12 protein-coding genes and 1 other RNA gene are annotated in these 15,277 nt (G+C 40.0%); all 13 read right to left on the bottom strand.

Annotation, left to right across the window (positions count from 1 at the left end):
• Positions 1-174: 174 nt before the first annotated feature.
• Positions 175-1,152, bottom strand: coding sequence for a UDP-N-acetylmuramate dehydrogenase (gene murB, locus J7R07_RS05695; protein ID WP_208435926.1), 978 nt, complete (start codon positions 1,150-1,152; stop codon positions 175-177).
• Positions 1,130-2,557, bottom strand: coding sequence for a UDP-N-acetylmuramate--L-alanine ligase (gene murC, locus J7R07_RS05690; RefSeq protein ID WP_208435925.1), 1,428 nt, complete (start codon positions 2,555-2,557; stop codon positions 1,130-1,132). The genes murB and murC overlap by 23 nt, the downstream gene beginning before the upstream one ends.
• The gene (murG, locus tag J7R07_RS05685; protein ID WP_208435924.1) at positions 2,541-3,677 is read right to left on the bottom strand and encodes an undecaprenyldiphospho-muramoylpentapeptide beta-N-acetylglucosaminyltransferase; all 1,137 of its coding nucleotides are present in this window, start codon (positions 3,675-3,677) and stop codon (positions 2,541-2,543) included. Before murG ends, murC begins: the two co-directional genes overlap by 17 nt.
• On the bottom strand, positions 3,670-4,824 hold the full coding sequence (locus J7R07_RS05680) for an FtsW/RodA/SpoVE family cell cycle protein (protein WP_208435979.1): 1,155 nt from the start codon (positions 4,822-4,824) through the stop codon (positions 3,670-3,672). Before J7R07_RS05680 ends, murG begins: the two co-directional genes overlap by 8 nt.
• 131 nt (positions 4,825-4,955) lie before the next feature.
• Positions 4,956-6,356, bottom strand: a complete 1,401-nt coding sequence (murD, locus tag J7R07_RS05675) for a UDP-N-acetylmuramoyl-L-alanine--D-glutamate ligase (RefSeq protein WP_208435923.1) — start codon at positions 6,354-6,356, stop codon at positions 4,956-4,958.
• A gap of 4 nt (positions 6,357-6,360) precedes the next feature.
• Positions 6,361-7,431: a phospho-N-acetylmuramoyl-pentapeptide-transferase gene (gene mraY / locus J7R07_RS05670; protein ID WP_208435922.1), complete on the bottom strand. Its 1,071-nt coding sequence runs from the start codon at positions 7,429-7,431 to the stop codon at positions 6,361-6,363.
• A gap of 21 nt (positions 7,432-7,452) precedes the next feature.
• Positions 7,453-8,874: a UDP-N-acetylmuramoylalanyl-D-glutamyl-2,6-diaminopimelate--D-alanyl-D-alanine ligase gene (locus tag J7R07_RS05665; protein WP_208435921.1), complete on the bottom strand. Its 1,422-nt coding sequence runs from the start codon at positions 8,872-8,874 to the stop codon at positions 7,453-7,455.
• Entirely contained in the window at positions 8,871-10,322 is a 1,452-nt protein-coding gene (locus tag J7R07_RS05660; protein WP_208435920.1) for a UDP-N-acetylmuramoyl-L-alanyl-D-glutamate--2,6-diaminopimelate ligase, read from the bottom strand. The genes J7R07_RS05665 and J7R07_RS05660 overlap by 4 nt, the downstream gene beginning before the upstream one ends.
• A gap of 23 nt (positions 10,323-10,345) precedes the next feature.
• On the bottom strand, positions 10,346-12,088 hold the full coding sequence (locus J7R07_RS05655; RefSeq protein WP_208435978.1) for a peptidoglycan D,D-transpeptidase FtsI family protein: 1,743 nt from the start codon (positions 12,086-12,088) through the stop codon (positions 10,346-10,348).
• Positions 12,088-12,492 carry a cell division protein FtsL gene (ftsL, locus tag J7R07_RS05650; RefSeq protein ID WP_208435919.1) on the bottom strand — a complete coding sequence of 135 codons (405 nt, stop codon included), beginning with the start codon at positions 12,490-12,492 and terminating at the stop codon, positions 12,088-12,090. Before ftsL ends, J7R07_RS05655 begins: the two co-directional genes overlap by 1 nt.
• Entirely contained in the window at positions 12,489-13,487 is a 999-nt protein-coding gene (gene rsmH, locus J7R07_RS05645) for a 16S rRNA (cytosine(1402)-N(4))-methyltransferase RsmH (protein ID WP_208435918.1), read from the bottom strand. Before rsmH ends, ftsL begins: the two co-directional genes overlap by 4 nt.
• Positions 13,488-13,750: 263 nt before the next feature.
• An RNA gene (rnpB, locus tag J7R07_RS05640) (RNase P RNA component class A) lies at positions 13,751-14,141 on the bottom strand.
• A gap of 65 nt (positions 14,142-14,206) precedes the next feature.
• Positions 14,207-14,716, bottom strand: a complete 510-nt coding sequence (locus J7R07_RS05635) for a lytic transglycosylase domain-containing protein (RefSeq protein WP_208435917.1) — start codon at positions 14,714-14,716, stop codon at positions 14,207-14,209.
• Between the last annotated feature and the right edge of the window lie 561 nt (positions 14,717-15,277).

Raw genomic sequence — 15,277 nt, 5'->3', positions numbered from 1 at the left:
ACGCCAAGATTTATCTTTTCGAATCAATAACCTAGCATTTTGCATAATGAATCAGACTGAGACGCATGACGCAAGAGTTTCTTTGTTAATTTATTGATTCTTAATAGATTTTTTTATTATCTCTTTGAAATGACTCAATTTTTTATTACCAATTTTTTTATAAAACTGAATCAACTAATGAGATGGGTCAAAAGAAGGGACAATACGGCTTTGTTCAAATTGACCGATACGTTGTATTTCCCACTCTAATAGATGGGCGGAGTGAGCAAAAACACGCGCACGTACCGTCTCCCCCAAAGCTTCCAGATCATAACCTGTTGCTTGCCCTGTATTGATCATAAAATTACAGTGCATTTCGCTCATTTGAGCTCCACCAATCTGCAAACCACGACACCCTGCTTCATCAATCACGCACCACGCGGATGTATTCTCAGGATTTTTGAAAGTTGATCCCCCTGTTTTTTCGCGAATAGGTTGCACTGTTTCTCTGTGAAGAGCAACTTCATCCATAGCAGCACGAATAGCATCTTTATTACTGGGTTCTCCCTCCAATAAAGCAGCCGTAAAAATAAAATCCTTAGGAATATCACAATGGCGATAGGAATAATGCATATCTTTCAAACTCAAGATATGACGTTGTCCTTTGCGATCCAGCGCATAAACCTCAACAACACGCGCTGCGGTTTCAACACCATTTGCACCTGCATTCATTTTGAGAGCCCCGCCAAGACCACCAGGAATACCATGATAAAAATGAAAACCTGCAATTTCTGCCTTTAATGCGGCAGCAGCTAAATGTTTATCCGCCGTACCAGCACCAACTAAAAAGCCTTTTGGAGAAACTTGCTGCACTTGCCCAAAACCTTTAGCCGCAAGACGAATAACCACACCAGGAATCCCACCATCACGCACGAGAAGATTAGAACCAATCCCCACAATTGTTACAGGGATAGACTCAGGGAGATTTTGTAAAAAAAGAGCTAAGTCGGCTTCATCGGCAGGTTGATAAAAAAGTTCTGCCAGCCCCCCCGTGCGAAACCACGTTACCTTACGCATATTGACATTAGGCGTAAGTTTGCCTTTTATTCCGCAAAGTAGTGGTTGCAATCGCGCCAACAGCGCCTCACCATCAATGAGTTGAAAATTTATCATCGCTATCAAGTACCGCCAACTGATGAGGCAACGCACAAGCCCACTGTGTGATATTACCCGCACCAAGAAAAACAACATAATCCCCCGCCTTAGCAGACGTAGAGACAACCGAAACAACATCTTCTAAACAACGAATCAAACGCACATCACGGTGACCGGCCATCTTAATATGCTCGACCAATTCTCTAGCACCAATACCAGCAATTGGCTCTTCACCAGCTGCATAAACGGGTGTAATCAGCACTGTATCTGCATCATTAAAACAAGCAGCAAAATCATCAAACAAATTACACAAACGTGAGTAACGATGTGGTTGTGCAATGGCAATTACGCGCCCTTTCGCACTTTCACGCGCTGCACGTAAAACGGCCTTTATTTCAACAGGATGATGACCATAATCATCGAATATTTCAATACCATGCCAAGTTCCTGTTTGCGTAAAACGTCGTTTTACTCCACCAAATTTTGCTAAGCCTTTTTTTATAGACTCATTTGAAATGCCAAGCTCATGGGCAATGGCAACCGCCGCCGTTGCATTAGAAACATTATGCCGTCCAGACATTGGTAAAGTCAAATTTTGCAACTCAGTCTTTCTCCCTGTCTTCCGCGAACGAATAAAAACATCAAAATGTGTTTTCTGGCCATCCATCGAAAGATTAAGAAAACGAACATCCGCTTGTGGGTTTGCACCATAAGTAATCACCCAACGGTCATCAATACGGCTGGCTAAAGACTGAACCTCTGGATGGTCAAGGCATAAAACAGCAAAACCATAAAAAGGAACATTCTCTACAAATTGACGAAAAGCTTTGCGCAGAGCAGAAAAATCTCCGTAATGATCCAAATGCTCAGCGTCAATATTGGTAACAACGGCAATATCAGCAGGCAACTTTAAAAATGTACCGTCACTTTCATCAGCTTCAACAATCATCCAATCACCTTCCCCCATACGAGCATTCGTGCCATAAGCATTAATAATACCGCCATTAATCACCACAGGGTCAAAACGGCCTGCATCAAGAAGTGCTGCTATCATTGATGTGGTAGTCGTTTTACCATGCGTACCACCAACAGCAATCGCGTGACGAAACCGCATGAGCTCTGCTAGCATTTCCGCACGCTTCACAAGCGGCAAATGCCTTTCTTTTGCGGCAATATATTCAGGATTTGTTTTTTTAATGGCAGTAGAAAAAACAACAACCTCTGCATCTCCTAAATTTTCAGGGCTATGACCTATATAAATGGTAATTCCTTTTTCCCGTAAACGTTCAATATTTGCACTATCAACCTGATCTGATCCCTGAACTTGATAGCCAAAATTATGAAAAACCTCCGCAATTCCACTCATACCGATACCACCGATTCCAACAAAATGGATAACACCTATATTAAGCGGCATTTTCATCAAGAAACTCCTCTTTAACTTCCGACAATGATCGCCCTGCAATAAACGCTTCAGCCATATCTGCAAGACGACTGGTTGCACGAGGTTGTCCAACTTTTTTTGCAGCAAGTGCTTGTTTTTCTAATAAATGTGGCGCACAACAGGCTTCCGTTAAAAGAGAAGAAAGTCTTTGTGCGTTTAAATCTTTTTCTGATACAATTTGAGCACCTCCCACAGCAGCAAGCAATGCTGCATTTTCTGCCTGATCGTGATCTAAAGCATGAGGATAGGGAATAAGCAAAGCAGGACGCCCAATCGCAGCGATTTCACAAATCGATGAAGCACCCGCACGTGATAAAATAAAATGAGACTGTGCTATACGTTCAGCCATATCATCAAAAAAGGAAGCAACTTCTGCTTGCACACCCATCTTATGGTAGATTTCTCTTAACTCTTCAGCTTCACTGCGAACTTGCTGAACAATTCGTAGACGTTGACGTATCTCATCATCCAGCAAAGCAATTGCTTCTGGAACAATTCGTGAAAAAACAGAAGCCCCTTGGCTCCCACCAAAAACCAAGAAATGAAATGGTTCTTCACCTACAGAAGGATGATAAGGAATTTCTGCTGCTTTGAGAACAGCCTCACGCACAGGATTTCCAGTCAAAAATGTTTTATGAGCGTAATTATTATTTTGCGATAACAAACCACCTGCTATTGCATACACAAAAGCTGCCAACACCCGATTAGCACGCCCCATAACGGCATTTTGCTCATGAATAAATGTTATACGCCGCATTAAAGCAGCTGCAACAAGAGGAGGAATGGTAGGATATCCCCCAAACCCACCGACAAGAACGGGACGCAGCTTATAAAACAGCACCAATGATTGCCTCATACCCTTTAACAAAGTCCAAAACGTTTTTATAAACGTAAAAGGGTGGCGTTGCGTAAATGTTGCCGATGAAATGATATGTGTGTGCTCTTCATCAAAGCAGCGTACAAAACATTGCGCCCTTTTATCCGTTGCCAAATGAACATCATATCCACGCCCCCTTAATTCAACAGCGAGTGCTTCAGCAGGAAAAAGATGACCACCTGTACCACCAGCCACCAAAACAATAACCTTTTTATCAGTCATAAGAAGTATCCAAAATAGAAGGAGAAGAAAAAGCTGAAAGGCGGGCTTCTGGCCAGCGACGTGTCAGACTAAGCAAAATTCCCATTGAAAATGCAATCGCCACCATAGAAGAACCGCCATAAGAAATAAATGGCAATGTCATACCTTTTGGGGGTATCAAATGAAGATTAACAGCCATATTAATCGCGGATTGAAAGCCTATCATCATCGCTATACCCGTAATACCAAGACGTATGAATGAATCACGCGTATTCAATGCTATATACAATGAGCGCATAACAATAAAACCAAAAAGCATCATAATGAAAAAACAAAGGATAATACCATATTCTTCAGCAGCAACAGAAAACACAAAATCTGTATGGCTATCAGGAATGATACGTTTCACTGTTCCCTCTCCCGGACCTTGTCCAAACCAGCCACCATTCAAAATAGCTTCACGTCCGACATCCACTTGAAAAGTATCGCCCTCACCTGTCAAAAAGCCATTGATACGTTCACGTACATGGTGAAGAGAAAAATAAGCAAAAACAATTCCCACTAAGCCTATAATAATAAAAAGGAAAATAACCGTAAGAGGCACACCAGCTACAAAAAACAAACCGCCCCATGTTGCACTGATTAAAAGTGTTTGACCAATATCAGGCTGTAGAATAAGAAGCACACAACAAAAAGCATAAAGTACAGTAGCGAGTGTATAGCCAGGAATACCCCTATGCCGTATTTGTTCTGAAAAAAGCCAAGCGGACATTACCACAAAAGCTGGCTTCATAAACTCTGAAGCTTGTATAGAAAAACCAAAAAGAGGAATCCACCGTCGTGCGCCCTTTAATTCTGGACCAAAGAACAAGGTTGCAACCATAAGAGCAAGCGTTACAATGAGCAAAAGGGCACATAAACGGCGAATATTACGAAGTGAGAAAAAAGAAACAGTAACCATTGTAAAAAACGCAGGAATACTAAAAATGATATGCCAGCGAACAAAATAAAAACTATCCATTATTCCGATTTTTTTTGCAATAGTAGGGCTCGCAGCAAAAGACAGCATAATGCCAATCCCCATTAAAATCAAACAGGCAGCAAAAATAGAGCGATCAATCGTCCACCACCAATTCGCAATTGGATCTCTATCTGCACGCGTAACCATCATATCCACCTTATCTTTTTCATAATTCTATTCAAAGTGATAGAGTTCCCTACTTTTTGGCAAAACACTTCAAAAATTGAATTACACGAAAAAAGATTCTGGAACATTAACGTGAAAACGCTTTTTTAAATTTATGTTTCTTTTAACTGCATAACAAAAGAAACAAATGCTTCCCCACGCATTTCATAATTTTTAAATTGATCATAACTTGCACAAGCAGGTGAAAAAAGCACAACAACCTCTTTCGCCTTGCAATACATTGCATCAGCAGCAGCTTCGCGTACTGCATTTTCCAAAGTTAAACTCATAGAAAAAGAAAAAGCAGAGCCAATAACGCTAGCAAATTCTTCCGCTGTACTTCCAATTAAATAAGCTTTGCGAATTTTATGAAAAAACCCTCTAAGAGGATCAATCCCACCTTCTTTTGCCTGCCCTCCAACAATCCAAAAAATATTATGAAAAGCAGAAAGTGCAGGAGCTGTAGCGTCTGCATTTGTAGCCTTACTATCATTGATAAAGAGAATTGATCCCATTTTACGCACCTGCTGCATACGATGTGCCAACCCTTTATAACTTGCTAAATGCTTTTCTATATGTGAATCTGTTATTTCTAACGCCTGCAATGTTGCTAACGCCATAAGAGTATTTTGCGCATTATGACTGCCGCGCAATGCGGTCATAGATGCGAGATCTGCGAGCATATGACGCCGTCCTTGACAAACAGAAAAGAGTTTAGTCCCATCCGCATAAAAACCATTTTTAACAAAATGTTCCTTGGAAATTGCCTCAACGTGACAACCTTTATCAAGCAATTGCTGATATAAATCCTGACAGGCAGCATCATCTACTGAAATAAAAGCACGAAAAGCCTGATCAACTAAATGTTTTTTGGCGCGCACATAATGCGCAAAACTCCCATGACGATCAATATGATCAGGTGTCAAGTTTAATAAAATTCCAATAGTTGGCTGAAGAGAGGGCGTAAGATCAATTTGAAACGATGAACATTCAATCACATAAATACGTTTTTTAACAAACGGCTTAAGCGTCAATATTGCAGTTCCAATATTCCCACCCATCTGCACATCATAACCCATTTGGTCCAATAAATGAGCAATCAAAGCTGTCGTTGTTGATTTTCCATTCGTGCCCGTAATAGCAATAAACGGAACATCTTGATCACAAAAACCATAGTGTTGTAAAAAATGGTTACGTGCACGGACAAATAATTCAATATCACCAATAATTTCTATATCCGCTTGACGTGCTTTCTCAACAACCCAATGAGGCTTAGGATACGTTAAAGGAACACCAGGCGCTAAAATCAATGCAACAAAGTCAGACCAATCTTCATAACGAAGATCTCTCGTTGGAATATTTTGCCGAAAAGCTTCTTGTACACCGGAAGGATTCTCATCCCAAGCAACCACTTCTGCACCACCACGCATCAACGCTTGCGCCGCTGATAATCCTGATTGTCCCAATCCAAACAGTGCAACTTTTTGATCTTTATAACACGTAACAGAAATCAAAATCTCACCGTAATTTAAGTGTTGAAAGACCAATCAAAGCAAGCACAATCGAAATAATCCAAAAACGTATCACGATTTGGCTTTCAGTCCATCCTTTTTTCTCAAAATGATGGTGTATTGGCGCCATAAGGAACACACGTTTTTTTGTTAATTTGAAATAACCAACCTGAATAACAACCGAAAATCCTTCTAAAACAAAAAGCCCACCAATAAAAGCCAAAACAATTTCATGCTTGGTTGCTACAGCGACAATACCTAACAGCCCACCAAGAGCCAACGAACCAGTATCCCCCATAAAAATAGCCGCGGGTGGTGCATTAAACCATAAAAATCCAAGTCCCGCACCAACAACAGCTCCTAATAAGACAGCCAATTCACCTGTGCCCGATACATAATGAATTTGGAGATAATCAGCAAAATTGATATTACCAGAAAGATAAGCAATTAAAGCAAAAGACAAGGCCGCAACCATCACAGGTACAATAGCAAGCCCATCAAGACCATCAGTTAAATTAACCGCATTACCCGTTGCTACAACGACAAAAGCTGAAAAAGGTATAAAAAACCAGCTCAAATTGATAAAATACTCTTTCACAAAAGGCAAAGATAATCCAGATGAGCCAACTTGTAAGAGTACAAAAGCAGCAATTGCCGCAACAAAAAACTCCAAACTTAACCGTGCTTTACCAGAAAATCCTTTATGCGTTTGTTTTGTCACCTTAAGATAATCATCATAAAAACCAATTGCCCCAAAAGAAAGCATAACAAAAAGCGATATCCAAAAATAAATATTCGATAAATTGCACCATAAGAGCGCTGATACCACAATGCCCGTTAAAATCATCAATCCGCCCATGGTAGGCGTTCCTGCTTTTTTAAAATGTGTCTGAGGCCCATCAGCACGAATTGGCTGTCCTTTTCCCTGCCGTAATTTAAGAGAGGCAATAATACTAGGGCCAAATAAAAATACAATAAGCCCCGATGTGAGCATAGCTGCTATAGTGCGAAAAGTAATATAACGGAAAACATTGACTCCCGGAAGCCAATCACTAAGCGAAGATAAAAACAGCATCATAGTACAAAAAACCTATCTAAATTAGAGAGAAACCACCTTATAGCGACCAAGCAGTGCCCTCACAATATCTGATGAATAAAGACCACGGGACGATTTAATCATAAGCAAATCTCCACTGGAAATTTCTGCAAAAATAAGCGGTAAAATTTTTTCGGCATTTTCAGCATAATGAACCTTAACGTATGCGGACAAATCAGTAGCTAAAAACTTCATGGCCTCACCAAATAAAAAAACTGGATTAGCCCCAGAAAGAAAAACCGGCTTTACTAAATCACGGTGGAATTTTTCACTATAAACTCCCAATTCCAGCATATCGCCCAAAATAGCAATTCGCCTACCATCCACTCCAACTGGCCCTGTAGCAAGAAGATTAAGAGCTGCACGCATAGATGCAGGATTCGCATTATAGCTTTCATCAATTAAATGAAATTCGCCTCCACTTGGCAAAAAGAGCTGATAACGAGCACCACGCCCCTTTTGAAGAGAAAAACAGCTCAAAGAAAGCAAAACAGCTTCCAAATCAACACCAATAGCATGACAAACAGCAAGAATACCTAAAATATTTTGTACAATATGTCGTCCAGGAGCACCAATTTTAATCTCCTTATCTTGCCCCAAAATACGTAAAACCATAGACGAAGAATCTGCTAGAAGACGTATATCTCTGGCCTGATAATCAGAGTTTTTATTCTCACCAAAACTTAAAATTCTTTTTACACCCCATTGCTTTGCTTTTTGAACTAAATAAGAAAAAAAATCATCATCCGCATTTAAAACAGCAGTACCTTCTGGGGTTAATCCCTCAAAAATTTCAGCTTTCGCATCTGCAATTTCCTCAAGATTTTTGAAGAAACCCATATGTGCCGCAGAAATATGTGTAATGAGCACAACATGCGGATGGACTAAATTTACTAAAGGACGAATTTCATCTTTATGATTCATACCAATTTCAAAGACACCGTAATCACTATCTGCAGGCATTCGCGCCAAAGTGAGCGGCACTCCCCAGTGATTATTCAAAGAAGCCAAATTAGCGTGAACCTTACCAGCCGTTGTAAGTACTTGTTTGAGAATTTCTTTTGTTGTTGTTTTTCCGACCGATCCTGTTAATGCTATAATTTTAGCCTTTGAGCGCCTACGTGCGGCTTGCGCAAGTTTTTCTAAGGCTTGCAAAACATCAGGAACAACAATTAGTGGAGCGGATATTTTTTTCATGTCAGCCAAACGATTTTCCGCAACGACAAGAACGCTTGCACCGCGCTCATAAGCTTGTGCAGCAAAATCATGACCATCAAGATTGTGCCCTTTAATACAGAAAAAAATATCACCCTTTGTGAGAGTACGACTATCAATAGAAACCCCAGAAAAAGTTTCTGGCATATGCCCTATCCCAAAGCCACCCATTGTGATGACAAGTGTTTGTTTATCCCATAAAGCTGTCACTTATTACACTCCTGCAAAGCGCTAATTGCTTTCAACCGATCTGAAAAAGGATATGTTTCTTGCCCTATAATCTGACCATTCTCATGACCTTTTCCAGCAATGATGAGTGTATCCCCTGCTTTCAATAGCCCAACCGCATAAGTAATAGCTTCACCACGATCTGCTATTTCTATGGCTCTTGGAGCTGCTTGTAAAATATCCTGGCGAATTTTTTCTGGTATTTCTGTACGAGGATTATCATCCGTTACAATAACAATATCAGCATTATCTTCCGCAATTTTGCCCATCAAAGATCTCTTTCCCTGATCTCTATCTCCCCCACAACCAAAAACAAGGATTAAACGCCCTTGCGTAAAGGGGCGAACAGAAAGCAATACCTGCTCTAAAGCTTCTGGTTTATGGGCATAGTCTATATAAACAGGAGCATTATTTTCTGTCTTTCCAACCAATTCTAGACGACCAGGTGCCCCCTGCAAAGTTTCAAGCGCACGAAACACTTTATCAGGTGAGACTCCTGTTATAATTGCTAGTCCCGCCGCCATCAGCGCATTGATGACTTGAAAATCTCCAGCTAGAGGCAAATCAAATGTATAAATATCGTTTTCCACACGGCACTCAACATACTGTTTTGAACGTTGATGCTCAATACGATTAATGGTAATAAATTGGCCCTTGCGCCCAATTGTCAAAACACGACGGCGTGCGTGTGTAATAGCATTGATAACCTTTTGTGAATAAACATCGTCGGCAAAAATGAGAGCAGGAGCATCTTGAGGTAAAAGCGTATCAAACAACCGTATCTTAGCACGTAAATAGTCTTCTACGCATGTGTGATAATCCATATGATCACGCCCTAAATTGGTAAAGGCGCCAGCAGTTAAACGTACTCCGTCAAGCCGGCTTTGATCAAGTCCATGCGAAGAGGCTTCAAGCGCTACATGTGTAACACCTTCATTGGCAATTTCAGAAAGGAGATGCTGTAAAATGACTGGATCAGGCGTTGTGAGAGAACCATAATCATTCCGGTGAGGAGAAATAACGCCTAGCGTTCCTATACTGGCAGCAGATAATCCAACATAAGTCCAAATTTGCCGAATAAAAGAAACAACAGATGTCTTACCACTTGTTCCTGTCACAGCAACAACAGTTTCAGGTTGCGAATCATAAAAACGTGCAGCTGCAATCGCTAAACTGCGACGAACATCATCAACGCATAAAACAGGAACAGATAACCCCTCAAAAACAACATTACAATCTGTAACGACTGCTCGTGCACCACGCTTTAGTGCATCATTGATATAGTGTTTGCCATCACCTTGATTTCCTTGAACAGCTACAAAAACGTAGCCCGGCAAAACTTGTCGAGAATCTGCAGTTATTCCTGTTATTTCCATTGAAGACAGGGCTTCATCTTCGATACATTCTTTAAAAACTGTTCCAAACAACATGATAGCACACCTTGTATATTAATTTACCGTTTTCTAACAAATTTTGAACTATCTTTTGTGCTCAAAATAGGCTCATATTCTTTTTCAAAATCTGGTTTTATTCCCAAAAAACTTGCTGAACGGCGAACGATATTAGCAAGCATCGGTCCTGCATTCATTGCTGCTGTTGCTGAACGTTGTCCTTCTTCAGGCTGAGGTTCATCGATAATTGTTAAAACAACATAAGAAGGATTCTCAATAGGAAAAGCCGCAAGAAAACTATTAAAATTTTTTGTTTTAGAATATTTTCCATTTTCAACTTTTTCAGCTGTTCCTGTTTTACCACCAATCCGATAACCTTCTACTTTTGCATTACGTCCAGAACCAATATCACTGTTTAATTTATAAAGATAACGCATATCTTGACTCGTTTTCGGTTTTAAAACCTGCCTTGCCTCTTTCAACGCTTCTGCTTTCGTGCGTTTCAAAAAGGTGGGAGCAATCCACCAACCATCATTCATGAGAGCAGCAGCACCTACTGCTGTTTGCAGAGGCGTTGTTGCCATCCCATGTCCAAAAGAAATCGTCATAGAATGGATATCCTTCCAATGATGTGGCACGACAGGATGAGCAACTTCAGGCAATTCTGTTGTCAATCGATCAAGTAAACCGAGCCGTTTTAAAAAATCACGATGTCCGTCAAGCCCTACCGCCAATGCTTCCTTAGCAGAACCAATATTAGAGGAGTAAACAAATACCTCCCAAAGTGTTAAAGGGCGATTTTTTCCATGAAAATCACGAATAAAATAATTTTGGCTTGCTTGAAGAGGTTTTGAAGCATCAATAACACTTTTTAAATGAAAAAGACCTGAATCAAGTGCCATTGCAGTAGTAAAACTTTTAATGATAGATCCCATTTCATAAGTTCCTGCAGTCATTCGATTGAAGCGATCACTTTTCAAAGCTTCAACAGGATTTCCAGGGTCAAAATCTGGTAGAGAGGCCATAGCAAGAATTTCACCAGTGTGGATATTTAAAATAACAGCTCCTGCTGCAATAGCTTTATAACGCTTCATTGCCTGAACAAGTTCATCATGCACAATTGTCTGAAGTCGCACATCAATCGAAAGTTGCACTGGCTTCAATGATTCTTCCGTTGCAAGACCAGCAGCACGCAGAGCACTCAAGCCGGCATCATCAATATATTTTTCCATACCAGCTATACCCTGATTATCAATATTAACAATGCCGAGAATATGCGAAACCACAGGTCCACTTGGATAAAAACGACGGATTTCAGTACGAAAACCAATCCCAGGAATACCAAGAGCCATAATTTGCGTCTTTTGTGTTGGCGTTAATCCACGTTGAATCCAAGAAAAACTAGACTTTCTTTTGAGGCGTTTATAAGTCTCTTGCCAATTGAGATTGGGTAAAACTGTTGAGAGTAATTCAATCGTTTCATCCACATCAATAATGCGTCGCGGTTCGGCAAAAAGCGAATAAGTTTTAATATCCGTGGCCAATAAACGGTTATTACGATCAATAATATCAGGTCGCGCAGTCAACTGAGAGGCTGTTGGTCCTTTTGCTTCTTCAATCTGTCCACCTTCAAGTCCATAAGAAATGAGACAAGCCCCCATAATGCCATACAAAATCAGGAAACAAAGCAAAGAAAAAAGCAAGCGTAGACGACTAGAATACGAGCGACGAACAGGAAAGTTATGAACATCCAACGTTTTTTTTAAACGCTTTTCTTTTTGCGAAAACAGAAAGTATGATTTCATCATCGCATGCCTTTTTGAATAACGCCATTCATCTGAGAATCACGATCATTCGCTAGAATATCCTGTCCCTCCTCCAAGATATTTTGTTTAATCACTTCTTCAATTTGATCATGTACACGTACAGGAATATCTTCAAACTCTACAACTTGTCGAGGTTGGATGATCTCTAAACCAAGCTCTTTTTGATAACGCTTCGCAAGTCTTTGCATGCGTGAAGGCTCTATCATCACCGCCCATTCAGCATAAAGTAAGCTTACCGTATTTTTCGCTGCAGCAATTTCATGTTCAAGACGACGGATTTCGCTTATCCGTTTTTGAACATCATACTTTACCTTGTAAGTAAGACCTGCCATACAAATCATAATCAATACTAAAATCATATCAAATGTGCGAAAAACTGTCATTTCTTGCTGCCTTCAAAACTGGCAATCTCTGCTAAAGCAAATAATTTCATATCTGCAGCAAGACTCTCTGCCTCGGTGCGTACACCAACACGCAACCTCGCAGATCGCGAACGAGGGTTTTTCTGAATCTCTTCTTTATTTGCAGTGATCACCCCTTTAAACAAAGGAAAAAACGTTGCTGGAGCTGTCTCTATTTCAGGAAGATAGCGCGATCTCATATGCTCTCCTGAACGCGCCGAAAAAAATCTTTTGACCATACGATCTTCAAGAGAATGAAAACTTACAACCCCCAAACGGCCTCCTGCTTTTAAAACGCGTTCAGCAGCAAATAAGCCACGCGCAAGTTCACCAATTTCATCATTAACATAAATGCGAAGTGCTTGAAATACACGCGTTGCAGGATGAATACGATCTCCACTTTTACGTCCCACCAACGCTTCAATGGCATATGCAAGATCACCTGTACGTAAAAAAGGCTGAATACAGCGGCGCTTTTCAATCATCCGTGCAATTCGGCCTGCATAACGTTCTTCTCCTAATATCTTAAATATTCTTTCTAAATCACTACATTTTAAACTATTTATGACATCACTAGCAGTAAAACCAGACTGAGACATTCGCATATCTAATGGGCCATCTTTGTGAAAAGAAAACCCTCTCTCAGCTTCATCAATCTGCATTGAAGAAACACCAATATCCAAAATAATGGCATCCACTTTCTCTTCAACAACACGATCCAACTGTGAAAACTCTATCTGCACCAAACGAAGCCGTGGAAAAAATTCATCAACAAGCGATTGTCCCTCACCAATAGCGTGAGGATCACGATCAAGAGCAATAACCTGCGCCCCCGCCTTTAACAAAGCACGTGTATAACCACCAGCACCAAAGGTACCATCAATCACTCTTGCCCCAACCAATGGTGCAAGCCCAGCTAAAACTGGCTGCAACAACACTGGAATATGGCGTTCAGCTCTGTGACTCTTTTTCGTCAAAATAATCCGTCTTGATTTATGTTTTTTAAAACCAACAGTTCTCTAAAAGCAACTGACGTCAGAATAACCAAAACCTTAACTCTCATATCCCATAATGAAAGAGAATAAAGTCAAAGTTAACCCGATGCATATCCTAACGGACTATATTTAAAAAAATGTTATGATTTTTTAAAACGCTCGTTTTTTAAGTATACACCTTTAAAATATACATTTTATAGGAAAAATTTCTGTACGATATGCTATAAAGTTGTATTCACTCACGGAAAATCAGTCGGCCTATAAGCCGGGTTCTGTATAGTAAAGCTTACACTCTACATGGCAACCATTCATCTGGGACGGATGTTACCACCCGCCTCGTGCAACCTACCCGAATGACTCGCCTGGAAACTGGCTGCAAGGTTAAGCCTTGCGCGTCATTTCTATTTGGTCTTGCTCCCGGTGGGGTTTACCTTGCCACATTCATTACTGAATGCGCGGTGGGCTCTTACCCCACCCTTTCACCCTTACCTATAAAATAGGCGGTTTGCTTTCTGTGGCACTTTCCCTAGAGTCGCCTCCGCCGGGTGTTACCCGGCACCGTTTTTCCCTGGAGCCCGGACTTTCCTCACTTGCCACCTTTCAGCATAAGACAAGCGCGGCTGCCCAGCCGACTGACATAATATTATAAAATATTTTTCACCAGGTGAAAATAGCCTTCAAAAAATTTTATAGCAAATACCTCACTTTAATGAGGCCAGATAAGTTTTTACTCTTAAGCAATATTTTGCCGAAATAGAATTCATTTTTTTTGCAGCATGACCTGCATTATATTTCAGAATCGTGCCGCATGTATTTCCACCACTGAGTTTATATGCCCGCGCTAAATAACGCATACCATATTTAAGATTGGTCGCAGGATCGTAAAGATCTTGCACAGTACCATTAAAACCCAATCCTCGTGCAGTAGATGGTTTAATCTGCATCAGACCTATTTCACCAGCAGCTCCCTTCGTACGTGCCTTATAATTGCTTTCAACTCTTACAACAGCATGTGCCAAATTAACGGGAACATTATACTCATTCGCAAATTTCTGAATAAGCGATTCATATGGACGAGTAGGAACTTTAGCTGCAATAGTCGTAGAGCTTTTATCTGAGGCTACAACATTTAATATGGTATGAGCCCAACTTATATCAAACACAAAAAATACAGCAAATGCTGTATTTAAAATGAGTTTCAAAAATCGCATTTTCTTTCTCTTCACTAAAACATTCTCAAATCCTAGCCGCAACGGCTTTTTGTGCGGATTTTACATAGAAAAAAAGCTAAAGAACGGCTTGAAAATGAAAATATTAAGACAATTTTTTGTAAAAAAAGAAAATTACTCAAATTTCTTATTATATATTTTTTATCTTATAAGATATCGAACAATAAAGAAAATATAATGAAATTTTAAACGTAATAAAAAGATGATATACTCTATTCATTTATGCTAACAATATAAAATATATTACTTTAACAAACAAAAACAGCATTCAAAATACTTGTGATGTTTTTTAAAGCTTATTCTTAAAATCTCTATTTACACAAGTTCCATAATCGCAAAAGTAACACAAGCTAGGACACCTTCACCAAATGGTCTCTATACCGTAAAAGCTCTCTTAGGAAGAAAAACCATCATCAATTTTCGCTATTTGCTTTATAAATATTTCCGTAAAAAAACTTTATGCCAAACAAGTCATCTATCAAAAACAATCATTATGTATGGGAAACTCATAAATATGCGTGAATATACCACAGTATTTCATTG

Source organism: Bartonella phoceensis (assembly GCF_902825145.1).
In the GTDB taxonomy this organism is placed as follows: Bacteria; Pseudomonadota; Alphaproteobacteria; order Rhizobiales; family Rhizobiaceae; genus Bartonella; species Bartonella phoceensis.
This window is presented reverse-complemented; position numbering and strand designations above follow the sequence as displayed.